General features: G+C 69.7%; 28 protein-coding genes. 15 read left to right on the top strand and 13 right to left on the bottom strand.

Annotated features, from left to right (window positions below; genetic code table 11):
• Positions 1 to 74 precede the first annotated feature (74 nt).
• From modA to FKQ52_RS08735, 3 genes are read left to right on the top strand one after another with little or no spacing between them, the layout of a single operon-like run.
• Complete coding sequence (modA, locus tag FKQ52_RS08745; RefSeq protein ID WP_205750732.1) at positions 75 to 740, top strand: molybdate ABC transporter substrate-binding protein; 666 nt, start codon at positions 75 to 77, stop codon at positions 738 to 740.
• The gene (modB, locus tag FKQ52_RS08740; protein WP_141626829.1) at positions 741 to 1436 is read left to right on the top strand and encodes a molybdate ABC transporter permease subunit; all 696 of its coding nucleotides are present in this window, start codon (positions 741 to 743) and stop codon (positions 1434 to 1436) included.
• The gene (locus FKQ52_RS08735; RefSeq protein ID WP_141626828.1) at positions 1433 to 2098 is read left to right on the top strand and encodes an ATP-binding cassette domain-containing protein; all 666 of its coding nucleotides are present in this window, start codon (positions 1433 to 1435) and stop codon (positions 2096 to 2098) included. The genes modB and FKQ52_RS08735 overlap by 4 nt, the downstream gene beginning before the upstream one ends.
• Before the next feature lie 622 nt (positions 2099 to 2720).
• Here the strand turns inward: FKQ52_RS08735 and FKQ52_RS08725 are convergent.
• On the bottom strand, positions 2721 to 3542 hold the full coding sequence (locus FKQ52_RS08725) for an AraC family transcriptional regulator (protein ID WP_240811600.1): 822 nt from the start codon (positions 3540 to 3542) through the stop codon (positions 2721 to 2723).
• 269 nt (positions 3543 to 3811) lie between these two features.
• Between FKQ52_RS08725 and FKQ52_RS08720 the strand changes: the two genes are divergently transcribed.
• Positions 3812 to 4399, top strand: coding sequence for a nuclear transport factor 2 family protein (locus tag FKQ52_RS08720; RefSeq protein WP_141626827.1), 588 nt, complete (start codon positions 3812 to 3814; stop codon positions 4397 to 4399).
• Positions 4400 to 4530: 131 nt separating this feature from the next.
• Positions 4531 to 4794, top strand: coding sequence for an Atu4866 domain-containing protein (locus FKQ52_RS08715; RefSeq protein WP_141626826.1), 264 nt, complete (start codon positions 4531 to 4533; stop codon positions 4792 to 4794).
• Positions 4795 to 4898: 104 nt separating this feature from the next.
• Here the strand turns inward: FKQ52_RS08715 and FKQ52_RS08710 are convergent, their stop codons facing one another.
• Both FKQ52_RS08710 and FKQ52_RS08705 read right to left on the bottom strand, forming a co-directional pair.
• The gene (locus FKQ52_RS08710; protein ID WP_205750731.1) at positions 4899 to 5591 is read right to left on the bottom strand and encodes a YkgJ family cysteine cluster protein; all 693 of its coding nucleotides are present in this window, start codon (positions 5589 to 5591) and stop codon (positions 4899 to 4901) included.
• Positions 5592 to 6194: 603 nt separating this feature from the next.
• Positions 6195 to 7097 carry an SDR family oxidoreductase gene (locus tag FKQ52_RS08705; RefSeq protein WP_141626824.1) on the bottom strand — a complete coding sequence of 301 codons (903 nt, stop codon included), beginning with the start codon at positions 7095 to 7097 and terminating at the stop codon, positions 6195 to 6197.
• Between the two features lie 92 nt (positions 7098 to 7189).
• On the opposite strand from FKQ52_RS08705, the gene FKQ52_RS08700 reads away from it, so the two are divergent.
• Together FKQ52_RS08700 and FKQ52_RS08695 are read left to right on the top strand one after the other, a co-directional pair.
• Complete coding sequence (locus FKQ52_RS08700) at positions 7190 to 8029, top strand: helix-turn-helix transcriptional regulator (protein ID WP_141626823.1); 840 nt, start codon at positions 7190 to 7192, stop codon at positions 8027 to 8029.
• A gap of 14 nt (positions 8030 to 8043) precedes the next feature.
• Entirely contained in the window at positions 8044 to 8664 is a 621-nt protein-coding gene (locus FKQ52_RS08695) for an NAD-dependent epimerase/dehydratase family protein (RefSeq protein ID WP_205750730.1), read from the top strand.
• 280 nt (positions 8665 to 8944) lie between these two features.
• On the opposite strand, the gene FKQ52_RS08690 is transcribed toward FKQ52_RS08695, so the two are convergent.
• Positions 8945 to 9880, bottom strand: coding sequence for an AraC family transcriptional regulator (locus tag FKQ52_RS08690; protein WP_141626822.1), 936 nt, complete (start codon positions 9878 to 9880; stop codon positions 8945 to 8947).
• A 182-nt stretch (positions 9881 to 10062) separates the two neighbouring features.
• On the opposite strand from FKQ52_RS08690, the gene FKQ52_RS08685 reads away from it, so the two are divergent.
• The 3 genes from FKQ52_RS08685 (at position 10063) to FKQ52_RS08675 (ending at position 13167) form a co-directional block, all read left to right on the top strand.
• Positions 10063 to 10929: an SDR family oxidoreductase gene (locus tag FKQ52_RS08685; RefSeq protein WP_205750729.1), complete on the top strand. Its 867-nt coding sequence runs from the start codon at positions 10063 to 10065 to the stop codon at positions 10927 to 10929.
• 236 nt (positions 10930 to 11165) lie between these two features.
• Positions 11166 to 11540 (top strand): DoxX family protein, encoded by a 375-nt coding sequence (locus tag FKQ52_RS16440; RefSeq protein ID WP_168196819.1) that lies wholly within the window; start codon positions 11166 to 11168, stop codon positions 11538 to 11540.
• A 79-nt stretch (positions 11541 to 11619) separates the two neighbouring features.
• Positions 11620 to 13167: a class I SAM-dependent methyltransferase gene (locus tag FKQ52_RS08675; RefSeq protein ID WP_168196818.1), complete on the top strand. Its 1548-nt coding sequence runs from the start codon at positions 11620 to 11622 to the stop codon at positions 13165 to 13167.
• Between the two features lie 49 nt (positions 13168 to 13216).
• Here FKQ52_RS08675 and FKQ52_RS08670 read toward each other — a convergent pair whose 3' ends face one another.
• The 5 genes from FKQ52_RS08670 to FKQ52_RS08650 form a co-directional block, all read right to left on the bottom strand.
• The gene (locus tag FKQ52_RS08670) at positions 13217 to 14155 is read right to left on the bottom strand and encodes an AraC family transcriptional regulator (RefSeq protein ID WP_141626818.1); all 939 of its coding nucleotides are present in this window, start codon (positions 14153 to 14155) and stop codon (positions 13217 to 13219) included.
• Positions 14156 to 14369: 214 nt separating this feature from the next.
• Positions 14370 to 15218 (bottom strand): SDR family oxidoreductase, encoded by an 849-nt coding sequence (locus FKQ52_RS08665; protein WP_141626817.1) that lies wholly within the window; start codon positions 15216 to 15218, stop codon positions 14370 to 14372.
• A 275-nt stretch (positions 15219 to 15493) separates the two neighbouring features.
• The gene (locus FKQ52_RS08660; protein ID WP_141626816.1) at positions 15494 to 16603 is read right to left on the bottom strand and encodes an aldo/keto reductase; all 1110 of its coding nucleotides are present in this window, start codon (positions 16601 to 16603) and stop codon (positions 15494 to 15496) included.
• Positions 16600 to 17901: an MFS transporter gene (locus tag FKQ52_RS08655; protein WP_141626815.1), complete on the bottom strand. Its 1302-nt coding sequence runs from the start codon at positions 17899 to 17901 to the stop codon at positions 16600 to 16602. Before FKQ52_RS08655 ends, FKQ52_RS08660 begins: the two co-directional genes overlap by 4 nt.
• On the bottom strand, positions 17898 to 18818 hold the full coding sequence (locus FKQ52_RS08650) for an SDR family oxidoreductase (protein WP_141626814.1): 921 nt from the start codon (positions 18816 to 18818) through the stop codon (positions 17898 to 17900). Before FKQ52_RS08650 ends, FKQ52_RS08655 begins: the two co-directional genes overlap by 4 nt.
• Positions 18819 to 19350: 532 nt before the next feature.
• Here FKQ52_RS08650 and FKQ52_RS08645 point away from each other — a divergent pair.
• The 3 genes from FKQ52_RS08645 to FKQ52_RS08635 all read left to right on the top strand — a co-directional run bounded on the left by FKQ52_RS08645 (position 19351) and on the right by FKQ52_RS08635 (position 21262).
• The gene (locus FKQ52_RS08645; RefSeq protein WP_255431392.1) at positions 19351 to 19716 is read left to right on the top strand and encodes an AlpA family transcriptional regulator; all 366 of its coding nucleotides are present in this window, start codon (positions 19351 to 19353) and stop codon (positions 19714 to 19716) included.
• Between the two features lie 144 nt (positions 19717 to 19860).
• Positions 19861 to 20712 carry a DUF2306 domain-containing protein gene (locus FKQ52_RS08640; RefSeq protein ID WP_141626813.1) on the top strand — a complete coding sequence of 284 codons (852 nt, stop codon included), beginning with the start codon at positions 19861 to 19863 and terminating at the stop codon, positions 20710 to 20712.
• Positions 20713 to 20896: 184 nt separating this feature from the next.
• Positions 20897 to 21262, top strand: a complete 366-nt coding sequence (locus FKQ52_RS08635) for a DUF1330 domain-containing protein (RefSeq protein WP_141626812.1) — start codon at positions 20897 to 20899, stop codon at positions 21260 to 21262.
• Between the two features lie 6 nt (positions 21263 to 21268).
• Here the strand turns inward: FKQ52_RS08635 and FKQ52_RS08630 are convergent, their stop codons facing one another.
• Positions 21269 to 22174, bottom strand: coding sequence for a LysR family transcriptional regulator (locus FKQ52_RS08630; protein WP_141626811.1), 906 nt, complete (start codon positions 22172 to 22174; stop codon positions 21269 to 21271).
• 97 nt (positions 22175 to 22271) lie between these two features.
• Between FKQ52_RS08630 and FKQ52_RS08625 the strand changes: the two genes are divergently transcribed.
• The gene (locus FKQ52_RS08625; RefSeq protein ID WP_141626810.1) at positions 22272 to 23366 is read left to right on the top strand and encodes an aldo/keto reductase; all 1095 of its coding nucleotides are present in this window, start codon (positions 22272 to 22274) and stop codon (positions 23364 to 23366) included.
• Between the two features lie 24 nt (positions 23367 to 23390).
• On the opposite strand, the gene FKQ52_RS08620 is transcribed toward FKQ52_RS08625, so the two are convergent.
• Positions 23391 to 23900, bottom strand: coding sequence for a lipocalin-like domain-containing protein (locus FKQ52_RS08620; protein ID WP_141626809.1), 510 nt, complete (start codon positions 23898 to 23900; stop codon positions 23391 to 23393).
• A complete protein-coding gene (locus tag FKQ52_RS08615; RefSeq protein WP_141626808.1) occupies positions 23897 to 24721 on the bottom strand; it encodes an SDR family oxidoreductase in 825 nt (274 codons plus the stop codon). Before FKQ52_RS08615 ends, FKQ52_RS08620 begins: the two co-directional genes overlap by 4 nt.
• 25 nt (positions 24722 to 24746) lie before the next feature.
• Between FKQ52_RS08615 and FKQ52_RS08610 the strand changes: the two genes are divergently transcribed.
• A complete protein-coding gene (locus FKQ52_RS08610; protein ID WP_240811599.1) occupies positions 24747 to 25727 on the top strand; it encodes a LysR family transcriptional regulator in 981 nt (326 codons plus the stop codon).
• A gap of 3 nt (positions 25728 to 25730) precedes the next feature.
• Here FKQ52_RS08610 and FKQ52_RS08605 read toward each other — a convergent pair whose 3' ends face one another.
• Positions 25731 to 26669: an AraC family transcriptional regulator gene (locus tag FKQ52_RS08605; protein WP_141626807.1), complete on the bottom strand. Its 939-nt coding sequence runs from the start codon at positions 26667 to 26669 to the stop codon at positions 25731 to 25733.
• Positions 26670 to 26684: the final 15 nt, after the last annotated feature.

Genomic DNA, 26684 nt, shown 5'->3' with positions numbered 1-26684 from the left:
CGGCCGTGATCGGCCTGGCGTTGATCGCCCTGGCGGCCTGCACGCCTGCGGCCCCGCCGCGGCCGGAGGCGACCGTGACAGTCTTCGCCGCCGCCTCCCTGACCGACGCCCTGACCGAACTCGCGGCAGACTACGAGCGGAACGAGGGACCCGCGGTTCGCCTGTCGTTCGGCGCCAGCGGTGCAGTGGCGCGTCAGGTGCAGGCCGGCGCTCCGGCCGATGTAGTCATCCTGGCGGATTCCGAATGGATGGATCGCCTGGGCGCGGCGGGGCGGATCACACGGCGGGTGAACCTGCTGCGCAACGACCTGGTCGTGATCGCTCAGGCCAGAGCCGCCGACCAAACGGATCCCTTCGCGCCGCTGGCCCAGGGCGGCCGTCTGGCGATCGGCGATCCCGACAGCGTGCCGGCCGGGGCCTACGCCCGGACCTGGCTCCAGACGTCCGGGCGATGGGCCGCGGTCAAGGACCGTCTCGTCTTCGGGGCCGATGTGCGTGCGGTGCGCGCCTTCGTGGCGCGGGGCGAGGCGGCGCTCGGGGTGGTTTATCGCAGCGACGTCGTCCGCCGCACCGACATACGGATCGTTATGGAGCCGCGCGCGGCCGAACAGCCCGCCATCGTCTATCCGGCGGCCGAAGTGACCGGCGGCGGTCGCAAGGCGCAGGCCTTCCTCGACTATCTGGCCACGCCGGCTGCGGCGTCGGTGTTCCGGCGCCATGGTTTCATGCCCGCAGCCTGAATGTTCGAGCCCCTGTCCAACTTCGAGCTCCAGGCCCTGAGCCTGTCAATCAAGGTGGCGACCGCCGCCCTGATCGTCTGCCTCCCGCTTGGTCTGGGTCTGGCGATGCTGCTCGCGCGCGGGCGGTTTCCGGGGCGCTGGATCCTTGAGGCGGCGGTCAACCTCCCCCTGGTCCTGCCGCCGGTGGTGACGGGGCTGATCCTGCTCAGCCTGTTCGGGGTCCGGGGACCGGTCGGACGCGTCCTCCACGATCTGTTCGGCGTGACGCTGGCCTTTCACTGGACCGGGGCGGCGCTGGCCGCAGCCCTGATGGCCCTGCCGCTGGTGGTTCGGCCCCTTCGACTCGCGATCGAGGGGGTGGACCGGGGCCTTGAGGACGCTGCCGCCGTGCTGGGCGCCTCCCGCCTGGCCGTGTTCGCCCGGATCACCCTGCCGCTGGCGGCGCCGGGACTGGTGGCGGCGACCCTGCTGGGCTTCGCGCGAGCCTTCGGTGAGTTCGGCGCCACGGTGACCTTCGCCGGGGCCATTCCCGGCGAGACCCAGACCTTGCCCGTTGCGATCTATTCGGCCCTGCAGCGGGCCGAGGGCGATGGAGCGGCGATGCGCCTGGCCGTCATCGCCGTTCTGGTCTCCGTGCTCGCCGTCATCGGCTCGGAAATCTCCAACCGGCGCATCCTGCGGACGCGCGGCGCATGAGTCTCGCCTGTCACGCCACGGGCCGTCGGGGCGACTTCAGCTTCGATATCGGGTTCGAGAGCACGGACAACGCCGTGGCGGTCGTCGGCCCGTCCGGCTGCGGCAAGACGACCTTCCTCCACGGTCTCGCCGGTCTGCTTGCCGAAAGTTCCGCGCGGATAGCGATCGACGACGTCACGGTCCTTAATGACGCCGTGACGCGCCGACCCGCCCACCGGCGCGCGATCGGCTATGTGTTCCAGGACATTCGTCTGTTCCCGCACCTGACGGTCGAACAGAACATCGCCTTCTCGCGATCCTACGGCGGAGACGAGATGACCGTGGCCCAGGCGCTCGACCTGATGGATTTGCGCGGCTTCGAGCGCCGACGACCCGCCGGGCTCTCGGGCGGAGAGGCGCGTCGCGTCGCCCTGGCCCGCGCGCTGGCGGCGCGGCCGCGACTGCTCCTTCTGGACGAGCCCTTCACGGGCTTGGACCCGGCGCGCCGGGAGCGGCTCGCCCCTTATCTGCTGCGGCTGCGCGACGAGGTTCGTCTGCCGATGATCCTGGTGTCCCACGATCCGCGCGACCTCGACCTGATCGCGCAGGACGTGATCCAGATCGCCGACGGTCGGGTCGGGGCGGCGTCGCATTCCCCCGCAGCCGGGGCGGCCGGAGCCTGAGGCCGGCCCACGGCCCCGGTCGATCGCCGCACGCCGTCCTTGGCCCGCGCCGGCTAACGTCCGCCTTCGCGCCCTCCGGCCTCACGCAGAAGATCACCGACCCGCCGCCTGGCAGGCTTCTGGCGACACCGTCCTCGCTTGGATCGGCCTGCTGCCCGAGGAGGAGCAGAGGGCCCTGCTCGCCGAGCTCGCCGCGATCAGTCTGGATGTCAGGGAAACGCGGACGGACGACGTGCGCCGGCAGGGGCGCGCCGAGGCGGCGGAACGCGGCGATGTCTGCGGGGCCGACATCGCCGCGCACTGGACGCCGGACGCCGCCTTCCTGCATCCGCATTCCAAGGGCCAGCTGCTGGAGATGCTGGTGGAGATTAACGCCGAGGACATCCGCGCGGCGTCGCTGAAGAAGGACGAACTGGTGACTGGGTCGCGGAACAGGCCGCGCTGCGGGCCTCGGCGCCCCCGGGTCTGTCCTGGACGGCGGCGGCGGCGCCCGTCGGTGAGCCCGACCCCGGCGACCCCCGGGGAAGCGGAGACAGACGCCGGCCCCGCTTCCACAGGGTGGCGCCGCCCCGGCTTTCCAGCAGCGTCCACTGACCGGGCTCGTTCGGATGAGGATGAGGTTTCATGCGTGCGAAGTTTCGCGGTCGGCCGTCGCGTCGCCAAAGGTCGGCAGGCCTCGCGCACCGCTTTCGCTGCGCAGGCGTTCGGCGTCGCGCGCCGGCGGGGCGCCGAACAGACGCGCGTAATCCCGGCTGAACTGGGACGGACTGTCGTAGCCGACCGCGAAACCCGCGCTAGCGGCGTCGGCGGCCTCGCTGACCATCAACCGGCGCGCCTCCTGCAGGCGCAACTGGGTCCGGAACGCGATCGGGCTCATGGAGGTGATCGCCCGGAAATGTTCGTGGAATGTCGAACGGCTCATGCCCGCGATCTCCGCCGCGTCCTCGATGCGGCAGGGCTGCCGGTATCGAGCGCGGATCCACAGGATGGCGCGCGAGATCTGGTTGAGCCGGCTGTCCGCCTGGACCATGTGGCGGATCACGCCGCCGCCGGGTCCGGTGAGGAGGCGATAAAGTATCTCGCGCGTGACCAGCGGCGCGAGGGCGTCGCGGTCGTCCGGCGTGTCCAGAAGGCTGAGGAGCCTGGCGGCGGCGTCCAGAAGAGCCGGGCTGACGTCGTTCAACGCCAGCCCCTCCGCCGGGCCGATCGAGGCGCCTGCGGGGGGCGGGTGGCGAAGGACGAGATCCGCGAGTTCGGTCACGTCCAGATCGAGCTGGAGGCAGAGATAGGGTTTCGCCTCGCTGGCCTCGATGACCGATCCCATCACCGGCAGGTTGATCGAGGCCGTCAGATAGCGGGCCGGGTCGTAGATGTAGCGCGTCCGGCCGAGCGCGGCCTGTTTGCGACCTTGGGCGACGATACAGATCGTGGGTTCATAGATCACCGGCATCGGCAGGTGGGGGCGGAGGCGCGGATGAGCTTCACGCCCGGCAGCGGGGAGGTGAACGCGCCGTCGCCGGGCGCATGGCGTCCGATAAGGTCCACGAGGGTCGAGAGGCGGTCCATGACCGCCTTATCTCACCTGGGCGCTCGTCGGCGAAGCGCCGCCGGTCACATCCGGACGATCGTGCAAGCATCCCGGACAACCGGCCTATCCGTTCCGACCCTCCGGACGTCAGATGAAGGGGCCGGAACTGACAGGAGACCAAGCCGATGACGACCGCTTTCCCACGGAGACCCTGGGCCTGTTTGGCCGGTGCCTTGGCGCTCGCCGCGACCGGCGGGCCCGCTTCGGCGGCGTTCGCCCACGCGGCGACCACCGCGCCGCCGCCGGCTGCGTCAAGCCGCTCCGCTGCGCCCGGGGCCTCGATCACGGAAAACAACCGGCGGCTCGTTACGGCCGCCTTTGACCGGTGGGCCGCGGGCCGCGGCGATTTTTTCGAAACGGTCCTGTCGCCCGATGTCGTCTGGACCATTGAGGGGTCCGGCCCCAGCGCCGGGACCTTCCGAGGCCGCGACCATTTCGTGGCGCAGGCCGTCACGCCCTTCTCGGCGCGGCTCATCGCGCCGGTGCGGCCGCTCTCTCACCGGGTCTGGGCGGATGGAGACCACGTGATCGTCAACTGGGTCGGGGAGACCACGGCCGCGGACGGCGCGTCTTATCGCAACACCTATGCGTGGATCCTGCGGCTGGAGAACGGCAGGGCCGTGGAGGTCAACGCCTTCCTCGACCTCGCACCCTATGACGACATCCTGCGCCGGGTGCCGCTCCCGGCGCCGGTCGACGGAGGTCGGCCGTGACGCCCGGTCGGACGCGCCGGACGAGTTTCGGCGCGGCGACTGCTCTGGCGGTCGCCGGATTCGGGGCGGCCGGGTTCGCGACGACCGGGTCCCGGGCCGTTGACGCCCTCTTTTCAGGACAGGAGACGACGATGCAACACCCTTATGTCGGCATGTGGGTCACCGAAGACGGACGGATCCGCCAGGAACTGCGTTCGGACGGACGCTACGATGAAGCTCGGGGCTCCCGCCGAAGCGCCTACCAGGGCCGCTACGAGGTCCGCGGGACCCATATCGACTACTGGGACGATACCGGCTTCACGGCGGACGGCACGTTCGTCAGCGAGGACGAACTTCGACACGGGGGAATGGTGTTCCGCCGCGAACGCACGGGCGCGTCCGACCCTCTCCGGTGACGCCTCCGCAGGCGATCTGGCCGTCAGCTCCGGGGGGGCTCGGCCGACGGAGCGCCGCCGGAGTTCAAGGCGTCCCTTCGCGCGTCGGCCCGGCCGGCGGCCGGCTATGCGAGGCTTCCCGGCGCGGGCGGGGGCGCGTCCGGCGAAGGACGGCCCATCGCGTCGAGCAGGGCGCCGGCCAAGTCTTTCTGCATGGGGGACGCGCCGCGACCGCGCGCGGTCTGTTCAAGCACGGCCGTGGCGTCCCTGTGCAGCCGGAAGAGGGAGGCGTTCTGGGGAATGCCGCCTTCCGGCGCCGCTCCGGCGATCAGGGCCTCGCACCGCCTCGCCGACGGCGAGGTGAAGGCGCGACACGAGATCGGGCGGACGGGATAGACGGAGCAGCGGTCGTCGGCGCCCAGGAGCGGGCACCGGTGGCGCAGACGTGTTGGGTCGGCGACGGCGGCGAGAGCTTCGGCGGCGCGGAGCCGGACCAGCAGGGCGGACCGCGCCTCGCTGGGGAAGGTCTCGGCCACGTGATCCCGGATCGCCTCCGCGACGCCCGGCGGGACGGCCACCGGCAGGTGACAGCAGAAGGCGCAGCCGGCGGCGCAGTCTATGGCGGGCTGGTTGGGGAAGGCCGCCGAAAAGGCCGAGCCGGCGGCCTGGAGGACGGCGATCACATCGCGCGCCGCATCCGCGAGTGTCGGCGCGGCGTCGGCCAACTGCTGGAGTTCTTCGCGATAGGTGTGAAAGACGCCTTCGAAGCGCGCGGCGACGGATCGGGTCAGGGCTCCGACCTCGGCGAATTCGCCCACAACGCGATCGACCGCGTGCGCTCTGTTCAATGTGTCCAACCTGGGCCTCCCTCGACGCCGACGCGCCGGCCGCCGTTCCCGGGCGACGAGCGCGCGAAAGGCAGGCGGAAAGGCGACGGTGACGAGAGCATCCCGCCTCAAGCGGACGAACGGGATATGCGATCCTCGCTTTGTCTTGCCTCTTCCTCCGCCATCCCGAACGAGTCGGCGCGCGCACGCCCGCTGCGGCTCGGGGCAGACGAGGTCAGAGGCTCTTCGCCGGTCGGTCGCGCGGCGCGGGCCAGGGCGTGAGCGTTCAAAATGGCGGCGGCGGGATTGTCGGCCGTTCGGCCCCAGGACGGCCACCGAGGCTGGGGGGGAGGGCCTCGGTGGCCTTGCGGGGGATCGCCTAAGGTCAGGGAAGGGGCGATCCCTGCCGGATCGGCGGGCCGGGGGAAGGCGAAGCCGATCCGATGTCTGGAATGACGGGACAGCGGTTTCGAGGGGCCGCTGTCGCCGTCACCATGAGAGAGAGGCTAGAGGCGGACGTCCCCGGCGGCGATGCCCTTATGGCCGAGAAACTTGCCCAGGGCTCCGAAATTGCCCGGCCGTGCGAAAGGCCCGTCAACCCGCCTGGAGCGGCGTGTACTCCATGGCGCGCAGGTCCGACAGCAGATCCGGACCCTCGGGCGTCCAGCCCAGTTGGTCCCGGGTCCAGGCGCTGGAGGCGATCAGGTCGAGACCGGCGAAGGGCGCCATATACCCGAAATGGTCGCCGGCCTCGTGCTCCGGGATGGAGACGACGGGCACTCCGAGACCGGCGCCCAGGACTTCGGCGATCGCGCGCAGCGTGACGCCCTCTTCCGCGACGGCGTGGTAGCGCGCGTTCCGGTGACCGCCTTCAAGAGCGAGACGGTAGAGCCGTGCGACGTCCGATACATGGGCGGCGGAGAACCGGTTGGCGCCTGCGCCGAGATAGGCGGAGACGCCCTTGGCTCGAGCGATGTCGATAAAGGGCGAGATTAGCCCCTGTCGGACCGTATCGTGCACCTGGGGAAGCCGGACCGTTATGACATTGACGCCCTCGGCCTTGAGGGCTTCTCCGGCCTGTTCGGACGCAACCCGGGGAATGGGGTGGGCCAGGTCGAGATGGCCCTCGGCGGCGGGCTCGCCCGGCGCGGAAGAGCCGATGCCGGTGACAGACGTAATGATCAGCGGACGTGCGCCCCGCCCCAGCGCCTCGCCGAGCGCGGCGATGGCGCGACGATCCTTTTCACAGTTGGCGGCGTAACGGCTGAAGTCGTGATCGAAGGCGGTATGGATCACCGCGTCGCTGTCGGCGGCGCCGGCGCGAAGGCTGTCGAGGTCATCGATGTCGCCGCGGTGAGCCGCCGCGCCTGCGGCCTCAAGGGCCGCCACCCCGCGCACGGACCTTGTAAGGCCGAGCACCTCGTGCCCTGCCGACAGCAGTTTGGCGGTGATTTGCGAGCCGATAAAGCCGGTCGCTCCGGTGATGAACACGCGCATCTCTTGTCTCCTCGGGAAATGAGGAACGGTGTGTGCCGTGTCTGATTACCGTGTTAAAGTCGTGATCTTATCCTGTTATAAGGGTTAATCCGATGTCAGACTCCGAGGGTCGACTGGGGGCCTATCTGCGCAGCCGCCGTTCGGCCCTGGAGCCGGTCTCGCTCGGCTACCCGGTCGGCCGGCGCCGAACACCCGGTTTGCGGCGGGAGGAGGTGGCGCAGAGGGCGGGCATCAGCCCGACCTGGTATGCTTGGCTTGAGCAGGGGCGCGGCGGGGCGCCGTCGGCGGATGCGCTCGAACGGCTCGCGACCGCCCTGATGCTGACCGAGGCGGAACGTGAGCATCTGTTCCTGATCGGTCTGGGGCGGGCGCCGGATGTCCGCTATCGGCCGGGCGAGGGGATTACGCCGCGACTGCAGCGGGTGCTCGACGCCATGCCCTGGAGTCCCGCCATCATCAAGACGGCGACCTGGGATGTGATGGCTTGGAATCGGGCCTCCATCGCGCTGAACGACTATGGAGCCCTGCCGCTCCGGGAGCGGAATGTCCTGAGGCTGATCTTCCGGGATGCGCGTGTCCGGGCGGCGCAGGACGACTGGTGGAGCGTGGCGCGTTTCGTTGTCGCGACCTTCCGCGCCGATGCGGCCCGCGCCGGCGCGGGCGTCGAGATGACCGAACTGGCCGAGGAGCTGTCCCGCGAGAGTCCCGAGTTCGAGACACTGTGGCGGGGCGACGACGTCGCGGCGCCCGGAGGCGGCGTCAAGCGCCTGAACCCGCCCGAGGTCGGGGGAATCGAGCTGGAGTTTTCTACCTTCGCCGTCAGCGGCCGTCCCGAGCTTGCCCTGGTCGTCTACAATCCCGTGGGGGAAGACGATGCGTCTCGGCTGCGGCGACTGATCGAGACGCGAGCGCCCGGCGCGATGTTGGCGTGATCGGATTTGCGGGAATGACCGAGGCCGGACGGCTTGAGTTCGTCGCCGCGGATCTTCTGAGCGACGCGGGTTGCGCCGAGGCGCTCGCCGGCGTGGACGTCCTCTTCCACATCGCATCCCCGGCGCGGCCGGGACGCGTCGCCGATGAGAATGAACTGATCGTCCCCTCGGTCGACGGCGCCTTGCGCGTTCTCAGGGCGGCCCCGGCGGCGCGGGTCGACCGCGTCGTCCTCACCTCCGCCTTCCATACGGTGAGCTGGGGTCACCGGCGCAGCCGTCAGATCTTGACCGAGGCCGACTGGACCAATCCCGAGGGGCCGGGCGTCGACGCCTACGGCCAGAGCAAGACCCTCGCGGAGCGCGCCGCCTGGGCCTTCATGGCGGCCGAGGGCGGGGCGAATGACCCTGACGATGCTTCCGGTGGCGGTGATGGGGCCGGTGCCGGGGCAGGCCGTCTCCGGCTCCAACCACCTCATCCGGCATATGCTCGACGGCGAGATGCCGGCCTTCCCGGACCTGTACATTCCGATCGTGGACGTCCGCGACGTGGCGGCCGCCCATCTGCTCGGCATGACCCCTCCTGCGCCGCGAGCTCGGGGGCGCTGCGGCACGCGTCCCGGAATGCATCCTGCTGAACCTGGTCCTGCGGGCGCGAACTTCGGCCGGTCGTTCAGAATCTCGGCTACGCCAAGGCGACCTCGAACGACAAGGCGCGGCGGGACTGGACTGGTCGCCTCGCGCCGCACGACGTGATCGTCGCTGCGGCCACGAGCATGGTCGACCGGGGCCTTCTTAAGCCCTGACCCGCCAAGCCGGCCGGGCGCCGAACGAAACCGGCCAGGCGCAGAGGCGTGACGGACAGCGGAGGCGACTTCGCCAAGGTCGCCCGCTAGAGGAGATGCGTCCGGACCCTCGTCAGTGAATGGCGGTCGAGCCGCCGTCCAGAAGGGCGGCGAACCGGGCGGGGTCGGCCTTGGCGTGCTGGGCCTCCCGGCGCGGCGGCGCGCCGAACATGCGCGCATATTCCCGGCTGAATTGGGACACGCTCTCGTAGCCGACGGACACGGCCGCAACCCCCGCCTTGACCCCCTCGGTGACCATCAGGCGTCGGGCTTCGAGAAGTCGGAGCTGCTTCTGGTACTGAAGCGGCGACATCGAGGTCAGGGCCTTGAAATGCTGGTGGAAGGTTGAGGGGCTCATGCCGGCCTTGCCGGCCAGTTCGGCCACGCTCATCGGCACGTCGAAATTCTCGCGCATGTAGACGATCGCCGCGGCGATGCGGAGCGGCTGGCCTTCCGGCAGCACCATTCGAGCCACATTGCGTCCGGCCGGCCCGATCAGCAGCCAGTAGGATATCTCGCGCATGATCGCCGGATAGAGAATCTCCACGGCCTGGGGCTGGCGGATCAGATCCAGCAGGCGCAGCAGCGAGCCTGTCATCTGGGCGTCGAGGTCGTTGACCACCAGGCCGAAGCCGGCCGGGCCCTGCAGATGGCTCATGGGCTCAAGCCGGGTGACGACGTCGAGAATGATCTCCGGGTCCAGTTCAAGCGTGGCGCCGGTGAAGGGGTGGTTCGGGGTCGCCTCCACGATCTGGCTGAGGACCGGCACCTCGACGGTCACCACCAGCGTCTGCCCGGCTCCGTAGGTCACGGTGCGGTCCGCGACCATGATGGATTTGGCGCCCTGGGTGACGAAGCAGATCTTCGGCCGGTACTGCATGTGCTGGGGCGGCAGGGCAAGGGTGGAGCGCATGAGCGTCAGGCCGGGAACCGGGGTCGCATAGAAGCCGTCGGGGCCGATGTGGGCGTCCAGTATCCGTGTGATGACGGCGTTCAACTCGCTGTTCATGGGCGGTCTCGCTGAGGGGATGACAAAGCCTAGGCCGTCCCGCGAACCCCCACAAGACGGTCCGTAGTTTTAGGCAAATAACAAGGCGGTTTGGACATTCGCTTTCACGCCTAAGTCCGCATGCTGAAGGCGTCGGCGATCCTGACCGCAAAGCAGCCGGAAGTTCATCCCCAATGCGACTGATGCACGCGACCATCCTGATCACCGGGGGATCCTCCGGAATCGGTCTGGAACTCGCACGACAGCTCCTGGCGCGCGACAACACGGTGATCATCGTCGGACGCCGGCCGGAATCCTTGGAGGCTGCGCAGGCGAGGTTACCCGACCTGCACATAGCGGTCTGCGATGTGAGCCGCCCGGCGGCCGTGGCCGAACTCTTCGATGAACTGGCCCCCGCCTTTCCGGCGCTGAACGTTCTCGTCAACTGTGCGGGCGGGATGCAAAGGCTGGACTTGCTGGCGGATCGAGGTTCGCCCGAGCTGACCGCCGAGATCGACGTCAATCTGAAGGGGGCGATGTGGATGGTCGCCCGGTTCCTCCCGTTGCTGAAGACCCAGCCGCAGGCCGCGATCGTCAATGTGACCTCCGGCCTCGCCTATGTGCCGCTGGCGGCGGCACCGATTCACAGCGCCAGCAAGGCCGGCTTCCACGCCTACACCCGCGCGCTACGCGCGCAACTGGCGGAGTCCGCGGTTCAGGTGTTCGAGATCGCGCCGCCCCCCACAGATACGCCGCTGCGCGACCGCTTCCCCATCGGCCGCGGTCGGGTCCTTTCCGCCGAGGCGGTGGCGCGGGCCGCAATCGCCGGGATTGAACGCGGCGTATGGGAGGCAGCGGTCGGCCGTGCGGGCCTCCTGCGACTTTGGAGTCGGATTGCGCCGCAATTGGCCTTCGCCCGCCTCAATGACGCGGCCGGGGCGAGAAAGGCGGCCGCGCGGATCGGCGGACGGCGAGCTGGTCGGCGCCCGCCGTCCGTCCCGCCGAGACCTGGCGGCGTCGATCGCCAAAGTCCACCCCCGTCAGGCGGTCTGGGCGTCGCTGCGACATGAGGATCGCCACTGAGGATCGCAACGGACTGCACGGAGCCCCGCACCAATTGCGAAGGCGGCCGGTTTCACCCGGAACCTCTGCGGCTAGCGGACCGGAACCGAGGAGCGCGAGGCCTGGCCCCCGCGTCGTCGGATGGTCGCCGCAGCCTCCTGTTCGCCGTCTTGAGACGTTGCGGCACGCCGACGGCGCCGCGCGCCCGACGACTGAACGGCGGTTGAGGGGCTTCTATCTCCATATGGCGCTCTGGACCCTGCAGGCCTGGTTGGCGATGTTCTTCACGGGCGCCGCCTACGCCAAGCTGACCCAGTCGCAGGAGATGCTCGGCCATCTGCTCGGCTGGTCGCAGGGGGTTGATCTGACCCTTGTCCGCGCCGTGGGGATGATCGAGCTGTCGTTGGCGCTCGGCGTCCTGGCGCCGCTCGTCGCCTGGCGAGGCGGCGGAGTGGTGATGGCCTTCTCCGCCATCGGCCTGACCGTCCTGACCGCCTTCACCCTTGCCCTGCATCTGTCGCGGCTGGAGTTCGGGTTTGCCGCGCTGAACCTGGTGCTGGCGGGCGGCGCCCTGGCCGTTCTGATCGGGCGTCTGCGCGACGGTCGGGTGGTCCGCTAGGGGTTTCCCAATGGCGGACCGGCCCCGCCTCGCTTCCTTTCATCGGCGCCTGACGACGCCTTTCGGAGATCGGGCCTCCATGCAGTGGACGGACGGCTACTACACCGGCACGGAGTACACCTCCGGCTACTATCCCAACCTCGCGCCGGATCATCTCCGGTTCGTCTGCCACGCGGCGGGCGTCCGCTGCCGCATTCCCGATCGGCCGACCTACCTGGAGCTCGGCTTCGGGCGCGGGGTGTCGGTCAACATCCATGCGGCGGCGAACGCCGGCGTCTTCTGGGGCGTGGACTTCAACCCGGCCCATGTCGCCCATGCCGAACGGCTGGCGGAGGCCTCGGGCGCGGACGTCGTCCTGTCCGAGGAGGGGTTCGCGGACTTCTGCGCTCGGGCGGACCTGCCGATGTTTGATGTTATCGCCCTGCACGGCGTGTGGAGCTGGATCTCCGAGGCCAACCGACAGGCAATCCTGGGTCTGATCCGCCTGCGGCTGCGGCCCGGCGGCGTCGCCTATGTCAGCTACAACGCCCAGCCGGGCTGGTCGGCCCTGGCGCCGGTGCGTCACCTCCTTGAACTCGGGCGAGACCGGCCGGCCGGCGCGGCGGCCGGCGTGGACGATCCCGGCGGCGTCGAACGCGCCCTCGACTTCCTGAAAGACGTGGTCGGGGCGAGCCCCAAATTTTTCGCCGAGGTAAAGCCGGCCGCGAACCTGGCGTCCGGTCTCCCGAAGAAAAATCGCAGCTACCTGGCCCACGAATATCTGAACGCCGACTGGCACATTCCCTATTTCGCCGATGTCGCGGGCGCGATGGCCGAGGCCAAATTGACCTTCGTCGCCTCGGCGCGCGTGCTTGATCGCGTCAACGACCTCAATCTGACGCCCGAGGCGGTCGCCCTTCTTGATCGCTGCAAACCGCTGGAGCTGCGGGAGGCCGTGCGCGACTTCATGGTCAATCAGCGCTTCCGGCCCGATGTCTTTGTGAAGGGCCTGGTCCGCATGACCGTAGCCGAGCAAGAGCGGTTCTGGGCCGGGCAAGCGTTCGTCCTCGCCAGCGCACGCGACGAAATCGTCCTGGCGGTGAGCGGCGCGCTGGGCGAGGCAGTGCTGCCCGCTGAGGTGTACGGGCCGGTCGTCGACGCCTTGGCGGCCGAGGACTACAGGCCCAAGACCTTGCCGGAGGTGGTGGCGGCGAGCGGTCTGACGACCTTGCGGACCATGGACGCGGTTTCGGCTCTCACGGTCCTGGTCGGGATGGAGGTGCTGCGGCCGGCTCGGGTCCCGTCGGCGCAAGAGGCGGCGCGCTCACGGGCCTACAACGCCCATGTCCTGGAGCGGGCGGTGACCGGTCCGGCCCTGAAACATCTGGCGGCGCCCGTGATCGGCGGGGGGCTGGCCTGTCCGAGGCCGGTCCAGCTGTTCCTGCGGGCTTGGCTGGCCGGCGATCGCGAGGCCTCGGCGCTCGCCGCCTCGACCTGGGCGGTGTTCCAGACCACGGGCGATCGGGCCGTGAAGAACGATCGGGAGATGGTCACGCCGGAAGAGAACCTGGAGGTGCTCACCGAGATGGCCGAGCGGTTTATTCAGGCGATCCTGCCGCTCTATCGGGCGCTGGGGGTGCTCGACTGAGGCCCGAACCCGCGCCGTCGGAAGCGGCCGGAGGCCGGGCCCTCCGGTATCAGCCCATAGCCGCGCCGATCCCGGCGCCGTGATCTTCCGACCCCGGGCGGGCGGACCGCGGCTCAGATGCCCGGGTTTGCCGACGCGGGGAGTCGCCGAACATGCGCGCGAACTCGCGGCTGAATTGGGACACGCTCTCGTAACCGACTGACAGGGCGGCGTTCCCGGCCTTTTCGCCGTCGGTCATCATCAGGCGCCGCGCTTCCAGCAGGCGCAGATGCTTCTGGTACTGGAGCGGGGACATGCAGGTCAGCATCTTGAAATGCTGGTGAAAGGAGGAGGCGCTCATGCCGGCTGTCCTCGCCATGTCCGGGACGCTGATCGGCGCATCGAAGCTTTCACGCATCTGCTGGATCGCCTTCGTGATGCGCGCGGGCTGGCCCTCCGGGATCGCCAGGCGCGCCACATTGCCGCCGGCCGGACCGGTCAGGAGCCAGTAGGAAATCTCGCGCATGACCACCGGATAAAGGATCTCGACGCCCTGCGGGTGGCGGACGAGGTCGAGCAGACGCAGGATGGACGCCGCGACATGGGCGTCGATGTTCTGGACGACCAGGCCGGATCCCGGCTTGCCTCGCGGGGCCCCGCCGGCCTCAAGCTGCGTGGCGACCTCCAGAATGATCTGCGGGTTGAGCTCCAGCACGGCGCCGACATAGGGCTCCTCGGCCGAGGCCTTCATCTGGCTCAGGACAGGAACCTCGACCGTCACGATCATCGACTGCATGTCGCCGTAGGTGATGGTGGTGTCGCCGACCAGCACCTCCTTGCGACCCTGGGCGACGAGGCACAGCGACGGCCGGTAGTGCATGTGACGCGGCGCTACGGAGGCGTGGGTGCGCAGCAGGCGAAGGCCGGGTACGGGCGTGTCATAGGCGCCGTTGCTCACACCCTCGGCGTCCAGGATTTCGGCAATCGCCGAGGTGAGTTCGGTGGCCATGATCGACGTCCGCAGCTGTTTATGACCGAATCCTACGCTCGCAGCGGAAGTTGAACAACGGCGTCCGGAGGATTGGGCAATTTTGGCGTTGGATTCGGCAAGCGCAGATTGACGCACCTCGTGTGCGGGGACGTCGACCACCGCGCAAGATCGCGCCGAAGCGGCCGGTGGGCCGCCGCGTCGGCGACCGGCGCGCGCGGACGTTCAGGCCGTCCTAGAGAAAGCCGCCGTTGGCGTAGACGATCTGGCCGTTGATCCATTCGGCGTCCGTCGAGCAGAGCGCGGCGATGGCGTTGGCGACATCCTCCGGCTCGCCGATGCGGCCATAGGGCGTCATCTGGGCGGCTTGGGCGCGCAGGGGCGGCGGCACGTCGAGCAGGCTCGTATTGGTCGGTCCCGGGGCCAGGGCGTTGACCGAGATGCGGCGCCCCGCGAGCTCCTTGGACAGGACGCCCGCATAGATCTCCTGAACGGCCTTGGTGGCGGCGTAGCCTCCGTGGGTGGCCCGCTTGGCCTTGATGGAGGTGGAAGCCAGGGTGACGATACGTCCGCCGTCCCGGGTGCGGCGGGCGGCTTCCCGCAGGACGTTGAAGCTGCCCTTCACATTGGTGGCGATCATGCGGTCGAAAGCCTCGTCCTCGAACTGGGCGAAGGGCGCGGTGTTCATGATGGCCGCGTTGCTGATGACGACGTCCACGCCGCCGAAGGCCTGCTCGTTGGCGTCGAACAGGGCGCGGACGGCGGCCGGGTCGGCGACATCGGCCTGACGGGCGATGGCGCGCCCGCCGGCCGCCTCGATGTCGCGCACGACCCGGGCGGCGAGCTCGGCGTTGGTCAGATAGTTGACTGTGACCGCAAAGCCGTCGCGCGCCAGTCGCCTTGCGGTGGCGGCGCCGATGCCGCGGGACGAGCCGGTGACGATGGCGGCGCGGCCGGCTCCGGCCCGGGGCTGGACGCCGCCGGAGGCGGCCGCGGTCTGGGCCTTGGCGGCGTCGGCCATGGCGAGGGTGGGTGCGACTGCGGCGGCAAGGGCCAGGAGGGATCGGCGGGAGGTGTCGGACATGGGCTGGGTCTCCGTCTGGGGTGGGCCAAGAGGAGCACGGGCCCGTCGGACGGGTCTTGCCGTATCGAAACGATGATTTGCCCGATCCTTTGACGCGCGGCCTCGCTTCGACCCGCCGCCGGGCAAGGCATTGACTGCCGCGGGGGCGGGGGAAACCGCCGACGTTCCGCAGGCCGGCCATCGCCTGGACTGCGCCTGTCGCTGACGGCCGGATGCGGGACGCTCGGGGGTCGCGTCGGGCGTCACCCTGCGAAGAGTTTCGCGGCCGCAGACGCTCAGCCCGTCAACCGATCCCGCATCGCAGCCTGTGAGGCCCGCATCAGCCCCTGATACTGGCTGTCCTTGCCCGGATACCAGGGCATTCGACCGATGTCGGAGAAGCCCGGGAGGGTCTCCATGTGCGCGACCATCCGCCGCCGCATGGCCGCGTCCGGCAAGGGGCCGTACATCGCCTGGACGTTGTCGCTCGCGTGGTTCGGGTTTGAGGTGCCGCACAGGACGGTGGTGACCGCCGGATGGCCCATCACCCATTTGAGGAAGAACTGCGCCCAGGTGGAGGCCTCGAACTCCCGGGCGAAGTCGGGCAGGGGGCGCCCCTGCACCACATGCATCAGCCGGGCCTTCTCCAGCGGCAGATTGATGAGGACGCCGACGCCCTGATCCGCCGCGGCGGGCAACAGACGCCGTTCCGCGGCCCTGTCGAAGATGGAGTAGTTGGTCTGGACGACGTCGACGTCGCCCCGTTCGACGAACGCGGCCAAGGCGTCCTGCTGGCCGCTCTCGTGGTGGGTGACGCCGACGTGGCGGATGCGGCCCTCCTTCTTCCAGGCCTGGAGCAGGGGCACGACGAACCCCGCGTTCACGAGGGCGTGGCACTGCATCAGATCGATGGTGTCTCGCCAGGTGCGCAGCCTCGACTGCTCGAGACTGGCGACGGCATGACTGTCGTCGCCGGCGTATTCCCCTGTCGACCAGATCTTGTTCGCCACGAAAAGTTCATCCGACGGGGTATCCGCGAGGAAGGCGCCGACTGAAACCTCGGCGGAGCCGTAGAGGGGCGAAGTGTCGACGACACGCCCCCCGCCCTCGACATAGCGACGGAACACCTCGCGCAGGCGCGTCCGGTCGTCCCCGGGTCTGGCGTCGAAGGTCATGAAGGTGCCGAGGCCCAGCGTCGTGAGGCTTTGACCCGTCCTCGGGACGGACCGGGTGCGCGCCGGCGGCCGGTCGGCGGGGCCAGCCGGGTGTGTCTGCGTGCGCCCGGCCTGGGCCGCCGCCGGCGCGGCGACGGAGGCGGCGCCCAAGGCGGCGACGCCCAGGCCCATCGCCCCCAGAACAGCCCGCCGGGCGGGTCGCGAACCTCTGTCTTCAGTCTCATGTTTCATGGCTGTTTCCTCAGTTGAGCGGGGGATGATTCAGACGGCCACAACGCCCTCGCGCAGACCGCGGGGATCCGGCGGTCCGCGACCAGGCAGGCCAGGCCGGTGAGGATGACGCCGACCGGCACGATCAGCAGTCCGACGCCGAGGCTGTTGGCCAACCCTGCGGAAGACACGCCGTCGCTGATCAGGCCGACCAGTACGGGTCCCACAGCCGGGCCCAGAAGGCCGGAGGCGATCATCACCAGACTGGAGGCGAGCGCTTGGCGGCCCGGTCCGGCGACCAGGTGCGCCGCGCTGAAGGCGGCGGGCAGCAGGAAGGCGAAGGCGAACATGGCCGGGACGAACAGGGCGATGGACATCCATCCCTGCGGGGCGAACAGGCCGGCGCCTATGGCGGGCGCGGCGATCAGAAGGCCGACGGCCGGTATACGGAGCACATGGCCGGTCCCCGCCCGGGCGCGGTCGAAGGCGCGGCCGCCGAGCAGGGTCCCGGCCACCCCGGTCAATCCTTGCAGCAGGCCGAAGGCGAGCCCCACCTGTCCGGCGGTGAAGTCGTGCGTCCGGATCAGGAAGGGGGCGGAGAAGGCGTAGAAGGGCGCGCTGCCGAAACCCAGGGCGAGGCTGGCGATCATGAGCCAGCGGAAGCCGGAGGAGGTGGCGAGCCGGACCGCCGAGGCCAGGAAGGGCTGGGCGTCCGCCGGTCCGCGGGGTTGGGCCGGGGTCGGGGGGATCACCAACAGAGCGAGCGCCGCGGCCAGGCCGCCGGCGGCGCCGAAGGCGATCAGAGCCGTCCGCCAGCCGAGGCCGTCGGCGATCGCGCCGCCGGCGGCGAAGCCGACCATGGTGCCGAGCGGAATGCCCATGGAGAAGAGGCCGATGGCCAGGCCACGGCGTTCAGGAGACACCAGGCGGCCGATCAGACCGTGCCCCGAAGGCAGGGCGCCGGCCTCGCCCACGGCGACGCCGAAACGCGTCAGGGCGAGAAACACGAAGCTCCCCGCCAGACCGCCGAACGCGGTCATGGCGCTCCATACGATGAGACAGACCAGAAGCACCCGCCGGGGGGACCCCCGGTCTGCGGCCCGCGCGAGCGGGAGGGACAGCAGGGTGTAGCAGATGGCGAAGGCGGCGCCGGTCAGCAGGCCGATCTGGGTATCGGTCAGGTTGAGGTCGGTCTTGATCGCCTCCGCCAGGATGAAGGGGAGGATGCGGTCAATCTGGCTCAGGGCGTTGATGAGGAGAAGGACGGCGAGAAGGGCGGCGAGACGCCACCCCTGAACGTAGGGGAACGAACGGATCATGATTGAGCCTCGAACTGGACCCCGGTCAGACGTTCCGACATCTCCCAGAGGCGGGCGGCCGCAGCCTGGTCGAGCGCCGCCGGGGGAATGCGGGCGACAGCGGGATGACCCCGGGTTTCGGCCAGGCCGTCGGGGCCGTAGTAGCCGCCCCCTTCGGCCTCGTGCGCCGTCGCCGCGTAGAGAGTCGGCAGCGCGCCCCGGGCGACGGGCTGGAACAGGAACCAGAGCGCGCTGCGCAGACGCCGGTGGGGATGCCCGCCGGGCGTGTTGTAGAGTAGCTGGGTTCGCGAGATGCCCGGATGGGCGGCGATGCCCGAGACGCCCCAGCCGGCCGCGTCGCTGCGACGCTGAAATTCCAGCGCGAACATCAGACAGGCCAGTTTGGACTGGGCGTAGGCGGGCATCGGACGATAGTCGCGCTGGGCGTTGAGATTCTCGAAATCGATGGCGCCCCGCCGCGCGGCGATGCTGGACACGCTGACCATGCGCGCGTCTTCCCCCTTCTTCAGCAGGGGCATAAGCCAGGCCGTCAGGGCGAAGTGGGCGAGGTGGTTGGCCCCGAACTGAAGCTCGAAGCCGTCGACGGTCAATTCCCGGTTCGGCGGGGTCATGACCCCGGCGTTGTTGATCAGCAGGTCCAGGCCGTCGAGCTGGGCCTTGAGGCGGTCTGCGAAAGCGTTGACGGCGGCGAGGTTTGAAAGGTCGATGAACTCGAACCGGACCGCCGCCGAGGGGACGGCGTCGCGGATGGCGGTTGCCGCGGCCTCACCCTTGGCCGGATTGCGGCCGGCGAGGATGACGTTCGCGCCGGCTCTGGCGAGCGCGAGGGCGTCCTCGAAACCGAGCCCGCCCGGCCCTGTGACGACGGCGGTGCGACCGCGTTGGTTGGGGATGTCTGAGGTGGTCCACTGGGTCATTCGATGTCTCATGCGGAGTGATCGCATTTGCACATTCGAAGATCGGGGCCCGGATGCGAATGTCCGAAACCTCAAATTAGTTGCCGGATCCTATGATCTCTGTCGCCGCTGCGCGGTGGCGGATGGAGGTCGGACGAAGGGAAAGACCGCTGCTGACTCTTTGCGGATTCGCAGAAGATCCGCTTCCCGGCTAGGGCCAGCGTACTATGAGGTGCGGGACGGGGCGCTCCCTCCGACTTCAACACGAAGTTCGAAACACCCGCCTGATGCTGGCGCCCCTCGGGGAGTAGCAGCCGATCTGCACGGGCCTGAACCGCTTGCTCTTGCACGCCGGCCTCTTTGAGAGCCTCAAAGATTTCGCCGATCTTGGTGTTGCGGTCATATCTGCAGCGGGTCATTAGCAAGCGGTCGCGTGCTCGCGATGCTAGCGACAAAGACCACTGAACGGCCTTCCGAGGGGGTCTTTGAAAAGCTCCACCATTTTTCGTCGTTCAGCCCCAACAGGATCACAAGGCTGTACTAAAGGCCCTTGGTGGAGCACATCGCCAGCATCAGTCGCTCCACCGCCTGGCGCATGGAGCGTGACGGCGCTTTTCCCCGGCGCGTCCGGATGTCGCCGGGCCGGGTCGGTTGGTGGGAGAGCGAACTGACGGTCTGGAAGCGGACGCGCGGCGGGCCGCTGCCCCCGCCGCCGCTCAAGGCCCCGAGAACGCCGCGCCTGCCGGGCATGGCCCGCCCCATGCCGGCGCCTGCTGCGGCGCCGGTCCGGACCCCGGCCCCGGACGCGCCCGTCTTCCAGGGCGTCGCGGTCGTCCCGTTCAAGGCCCGACGCCGAGGCCGCAATCCTCTGCCCCGACCGATCAATTCGACTTCGGATTCTGAGGGGGGAGGCCTCTGACGCGCGCAGGCCTGAAGAATAAGGCAGGTTTCCGCCAGATTTGGGCATCGACCGCCGATGCGAAGCCCCTCACCTTCGACGGCCGGGGCGGGGGCCTCGGATCCGATAGGGGCCATCCGCGACATGACGCAATCTCAGGTTCGAATGCGCTCCGCCGACACGGCGCGGGCGGGCGGGGACGGCCGGGGCTGGTCCGATGCGATCCTGAGATGGAGCGGGCGTCTGCTGGTCGCCGCGACCTGGATCAGCGGGGCGATCTTCGCGATCTACATCCTGGCCTTCTTCGGCGGCGTCGCGTTGCGCGGCGCGGCCGAGCGGTGGAACGAATCCCTCCCGGGACTTCACGACGCCGCCGCGCCGGCCGCCACGCTCGCGATCGGCGTTCATTTCGCGGCCGGCGGGGTGCTCCTGCTGTTGGGCCCGATCCAGTTGATCGGCAGGCTGAGGCGGCGTCTGCCGGCGCTTCACCGGTGGCTGGGGCGGACCTATGTGATCTCGGCCGGTCTGGCCGGCCTCGGCGGGCTGGGCTTCATTCTCGGCGCCGGAACGATCGGCGGCAGGCTGATGGACGTGGGCTTCGGCGGCTACGGCGTCCTGATGGTGCTCTGCGCCGTCGAGGGCTGGCGGCATGCGCGGGCGGGTCGCTACGACCGGCACCGCGCCTGGGCCATCCGCCTGTTCGCCCTGACGGTCGGCTCGTGGCTCTACCGGATGGAGTACGCCGCCTGGTCGGTGCTGGCCGGCGACCTCGGCCAGGGGCGGGGGTTCACCGGCTGGTTCGACGCGATCATGATGTTCTTCTTCTACATCCCCAATCTGATCGTCGCCGAGGTCTTCATCCGGGCGCGGGGGGCGCGCCCTCATCCCGTCTGGCGGCTGGCGACCGCGGCGCTGCTTCTGGCGGCCACGGCCTTCGTCGCGCTCGCGACCTGGCTGTTCGCTCGCGGCGTATGGGTCCCTCAGGCGATCAGTGGTCTCTCGGGCGGCCCGGTCTGAAGCGTCGCGGCCCGGTCTATCGGGCAAGCAATACGGCGGATCGAGCAACGGGAGACCCGCGCGACGAGGGCCCCCGTGCGCTAGACTCGCGACTGTTCCTCCACCGACCGCACGGGCCGGGGCCGGCCCGGATCTCCGCGCCGATCGCCCGCTTGTCCCGCCGATCGTCAACAAAGGCCGTCCAATGCTCACCCTCATCCCCGAAGCCCTCTCCGACTTCGTCGCCGACGACGATGGCCAGCCCGTCGTGATGCTCAATCTCCTGCGGTTCAAGCCGGAGGGCGGCCGTGCGCGCTATGCGGAATATCTGGCGGCCGTGGGTCCCGTGGGCGCGCGGTTCGGCATCGAGGTCGTCTATTTCGGCGACGGCCTTCCGGCCCTGTCGGCTGAGGACGGCCAGTCGTGGGACGCCGTCCTCCTGGTCCGCTACCCCGACCGGAACGCCTTCGTCGGCATGATCGAGGACCCCGAGTACGCCGAGGCGGCGGGACCCCTTCGGGAGGACGCGCTGACCGAGGCCGTCCTGCAGCCGTTGCGGACCCGGGCGTGACTCCGGTCAGGCCCCGGCGGGAGCCGGGGCCTTCATGGCGTCGATGAAGGCGCGCAGGGCCGGAGGCGGGTTCCGCCGCCCGGCATAGTAGAGGTAGTTGGGCGGCAGCATTGGCCGCCAGGCCTCCAGCACGCTGACGAGCGCGCCCGATTTGACGTAGGGCGCGGCCTGGGTCTCGAGCACGCAGGCCAGGCCGACGCCGGCGACGGCCCCCTCGCACAGGACATCGATGTCGTTGGTGACGAAACCGCCCGGGACATCCATTGTGGTCGTCTGGCCGTCCCGCTCGAACGTCCAGCGGTAGAGCGAGCCCGCCGTCGGCAGGCGGTAGCTGAGGCAACGGTGGCGGCTCAGGTCGGAGGGATTTTCCGGCACTCCGAAGGCGGCTAGGTAGGCCGGAGCGGCGACAATGCTGAGCCGGGCCCCGTCGTCCAGCCGAACCGAGACCATGTCCTGCTCCAGGGACGGCAGACGTCGGATCCCCGCATCATACCCTGCGGCGACAATATCGGTCAGGCCGTCATCGACGGTCAGTTCGACGCTGATCTCCGGATAGTCGTCCGCGAACCGTGCGAGACGCGGCAGGACCAGGCCGAAGGCGGCCGAGCGATGGGCGGTGACGCGCACCCGGCCGGCCGGCCGGGCCCGATCGACATCGAGGGCGATCAGGGCGGCGTCGACCTCCGCCATGGCGGGGCGCAGGCTCGCCACAAGGCGTTCGCCCGCCTCGGTCGGGGCGGTGCTGCGGGTGGTGCGGTTCAGCAGCCGCACACCCATGCGCGCCTCCATCAGCCGCATCCGGTGGCTCAGCGCCGAGGCCGAGACGCCGAGGCGGGCGCCCGCGCGCGTGAAGCCGCCGGCCTCGACGATGGCGGCGAAGACCGCCAGATCGTTCCAGGTGTCGCGATCCATTATTGAGATGAACTCAAGAGGCCTTGTGATGAATGGCCGCTACCGCTCAACGTTCGCCGTGTCCAGTTTGCAGTTCGAAACAGACCGGAGCTCTCCTATGCCCCTCGACGCCTATCGTCCCCTCGGCCGTTCAGGCCTCATCGTCAGTCCTCTGGCGCTCGGGACCATGACCTTCGGCGTGGCGCGCTGGGGCATGGACCAGTCCGCCGCCGAGGCGGTGTTCGACGCCTATGTCGGCGCGGGCGGCAACCTGATCGACACGGCCGATGTCTATGCCGCCGGCGGCGGCGAGACGATGCTGGGCGAGATCCTCTCGCAGCGCGGCGGCCGCGACCGGCTGGTGCTGGCGACCAAGGCCGGCTTTGCCGCCGGGCCCGGCGCCGGCGGCAACGGCGCCAAACATATCCACGCCGCGCTCAAGGGGTCGCTGCGCCGGCTGAAGACGGACTACATCGACCTCTACTGGGTTCACGTCTGGGATTCCGTGACGCCGCCCGAGGAACTGCTCGAGACCCTGTCGGCCCTCGTGAGGGCCGGCAAGATCCGCTACTGGGGGATATCCAACGCCCCGGCCTGGTATGTCGCCCGGATCGTCACCCTGGCGGCCGCGCAGGGACGGCCGGGGCCGATCGCCCTGCAGTATTTCTATTCCCTGGTCAGCCGGGAGGTGGAAGCCGAGCACCTGCCCTTGGCGCGCGATACGGGCCTCGGCGTGATGCCGTGGAGTCCGCTGGCCTATGGTCTGCTGACCGGCAAATACGATCGGGCGGCCGTGGAGGCGGCCCCGTCGCGCGCGGGCGGCTTGCCGAAGGAAGCGGGGACCGGCGACGGCGAGAGCGGGGCGCGGCTGGACGGCCCCAATCCGTTCGGCGACAGCCTGTTCACCGCGCGCAATTGGGCCATCGTCGACGCCCTCAAGGCTCTCGCCGCCGAGATCGGCGCGCCGCCCGCCCGGGTCGCCCTGGCGTGGGCGCTGTCGCGGCCCGGGGTCGACACGGTTTTGACGGGCGTCAGCCGGGTCAGCCAGCTGGAGGACAATCTCAAGGCCGTCGATCTGGTCTTGTCGCCCGACCATCTGGCGGCGCTGGATGCGGCGTCCCGTCCGGACCTGCCGATGCTCTACGGACTGTTCAGCGACGAGATGCGGCGCCACGTCGTCTACGGCGGCGCCGCGGTGAGCGCCCGCCGCTAGAGGGCGGGTGACGGGAATCCGGCTCTAGCGGACGCGCTCGAACTCGGCGGAGACGCGGCCGCCGTCCGGCCGGGTGAAGCGTTCGATCATCCGATCGCCCTGCACCACCAGGGTGAGGTCCTTCCGCGTGCGGACGTCGCCGATCCAGTTGGGGAAGGTGGAGCCCTCGACCCGATTGCCTGTGAAGACGCCGTCGGCGTCGACCGAATAAACGCCGAAGAACCCGATGGTGGTCGCCATGGCGCGGCGGTTTTCCGCATCCGTGCCCTCGCCGCGGACTCCGGAGGCGAAGGGCGGGGCGTCGGCGGGGGTGAGGACCTCGATGAACCGCATCTCGGGCGTGAAGACGAGAAGTCCGTTGGGGCGGTCCCCGTAGGGACGGCTGACGCCGTCTTCGTCCTCGACCGTGGCGCTCACCATGCGCCAGGTCCCGAGGACGGCGTTGGGTCCGGAGTCCGGGCGGGGAGGGGCGGGGTCGGACGGGGCGCAGGCCGCAAGGCCGGCGGCGACGACCAGGGCGAGCCGGCGGTTCATGACCGGTCGGCCCCATAGGCCACGGTGCGCTGGCCGCGCAGTTCGGCGAGCCGGTCGACGAGCGCCGCCTCGATATTGTCGTAGGCCGTGCTGCCGAGGGCGAGACGACGCGGAGGACGGTCCGCGTCTGCGGCGCCGATCATCGCCTCGACGGTCCGGTCGGCGTCGCCCTTGATCTCGAAGCCGCCGCCCAGGACGGCCCGGCGCACCGCGGCGGCCGGCGTGGCCTCATAGGCGGCGAGGGGCTCCGCAAGGTCGAGGCCGGCGCCGAAGCCCGTGGCCGTGGGACCCGGCTCGACGAGGGTGAAGCGGACGCCGAAGGGCTCGACCTCCTGGGCGACGGACTCCACGAAGCCTTCGATGCCCCATTTGGTCGCGTGGTAGAGGCTGAAGGCCGGGTAGGCGACCTGGCCGCCCTCCGAGGAGACCTGCTGCACAAGGCCGCCGCCCTGGGCGCGGAGACGCGGCAGGACAGCCCGGATGAGCTGGATTGACCCGACCAGATTGGTGGCGATCTGTCTGTCGATCTGGTCGTCGGTCGCTTCCTCGGCGGCGCCGAAGAGGCCGTAGCCCGCGTTGCTGACCACCACGTCGATCCGTCCCGCCGCGGTGAAGGCGGCGTCGACCCCGCGCCGCAGGGCGGCCGTGTCGCTCAGGTCGAAGGTCACCACCTGCAGCCGGTCCGGATAGCGGGCCTTCAGGTCCGACAGCGGTTCGGTCCGTCGCACCGCGGCAACGACGCGATCGCCGCGGTCGAGCAGCAAGCGGCTCATGGACAGGCCGAGGCCCGAGGATGCGCCGGTGATAAGCCAGGTTTTCATGAGGATCTCCTTGTCTGAGCGGGAGATGCGCCTGATCGACTGGTGCGATAAGGTCTCGCTATCCGCATGGGATGGTGAGAGATTTACACCAATGGAAGACGTGAGCCTCTCCGAGCTGAAGGCCTTCGCCGCCGTGGCGCGACATCGGAGCTTCCGGGGCGCGGCGGACACGCTCGGGGTTTCTCGGTCCTCGCTGAGCCATGCGCTGCGCGCCCTGGAGCGCCGCCTGGGCGTGCGGCTGCTGCACAGAACTACCCGCAGTGTCGGCCTCACGGAGGCCGGCGCACGCCTGCTGGAGCGACTGTCTCCGACCCTCGGCGCGCTTGACGACATCCTCGCGGACGTCCGCTCCGGCGCCGGCGAACTGGCAGGCGCGCTTCGGGTCAACGCCAATGAGGGCGGCGCGCGCTGGCTCATCCGACATGTCGTACCCGACTTCGTGCTGAAGCACCCCGGCGTCCGGCTCGACCTCGTCATCGAGGGCCGGCTGGTCGACATCGTGGCCGAGGGGTTCGACGCCGGCGTACGCCTCGCCGAGGCGGTTCCGCAGGACATGATCGCCGTGCCGTTCGGCGGGGCCCAGCGCTTCATCGCGGTCGCGTCGCCCGCCTACCTCGCCGCCCACGGCCGGCCGGCCACGCCGGACGATCTGAAACATCACCGGTGCATCCGGCAGCGGCTGCCCAGCGGCAAGCTGTACCGATGGGAGTTCGAGCGCGGTCAGACCGCGGCCGCGGTGGAGGTCGACGGGACCCTCGGGCTGGATCACAGCGGGCTGATGGTCGAGGCCGCCCTTGAGGGTGTGGGAATCGCCTTCGTTCCCGAGACCTTCGCAAGGGCCGCGCTCGCCGAGGGGCGGCTGGAGATCCTCCTGGCCGAGTGGTCGCCGCCGTTCCCGGGGCTCTGCCTCTATTACGCGGGGCGTCGGCATGTGCCGGCCGCCCTCGGCGCCTTCATCGCCGCCGTCAGGGCGGCCCAACGCACGATCGAGCGGAGCGGGGCCTGAGCGTCAGAAGGCTGCGTTTGCGCCCTCCGGCGAGGCGGCGGACCCTTCGGGACGAACGCGCGCCATCCGCGCCCGGCGGGTTTCGCGCCGGGGCGGGGAGCCGAACATCCGGGCGTACTCCCGGGTGAATTGCGACACGCTCTCGTAACCCACGGCGACCGCGGCGGTTGAGGCCTGATCGCCGTCGCTGACCATCCGCCGTCGCGCTTCCAGCAGACGGATGTGCTTCTGATACTGAAGCGGAGACATCGCCGTCAGGGCTTTGAAATGCTGGTGAAAAGAGGACGGGCTCATCCCGACGGACCTGGCCAGCGCCTTGACGTCGACCGGGCTGTCGAAATGGTCGCGCAGATGCGACATGGCCTGGGCGATGCGGTGCGGCTGGCCGTCCGGAATCACCATGCGGGCCACCGCGCGGCCCGCCGGGCTGCGCAAGAGCCAGTAGGCGATCTCGCGCATGATCGAAGGATACAGGATGTCGACGGCGTTCGGCTCCCCGATCAGGTCGAGCAATCTCTGGAGGGAGCCGGTGATCTGCGCATCGAGATCCTGCACCGTGAGCCCGAAGCCGGAGGGGCCGGTCGTCTCGAGGTCGCCTAGGCGGGTCGCCACGTCACGGATGATTCCGGCATCGAGCTCCAGGATCGCGCCGATGTAGGGGCTGGCGGCCGAGGCCTCGATCACGCGGCTGAGCACCGGGGCCTCCACGGTCACGACCAGGGTCTGTCCCTGGCCGTAGCGGACGGTCCGGTCGCCCACCATGATCTCCTTGGAGCCCTGGGCGATAATGCACAGGGTCGGACGATAGAGCATCTGCTGCGGCGGCATCTGGCTACAGGACCGCATCAGGATCAGGCCCGGAACCGGCGTCATGTAGTGACCGTCGCCGATGAACTGGGCGTCCAGGACGCCCGAAATTCTGTCGCCAAGGTTCAGCTTCATGTCCGACCGTCTCCG

It is taken from the genome of Brevundimonas sp. M20, assembly GCF_006547065.1.
Taxonomy (GTDB): Bacteria; Pseudomonadota; Alphaproteobacteria; order Caulobacterales; family Caulobacteraceae; genus Brevundimonas.
Note: the sequence above shows the minus strand (reverse complement) of the source record. Positions and strands in the feature narration are given on the sequence as shown.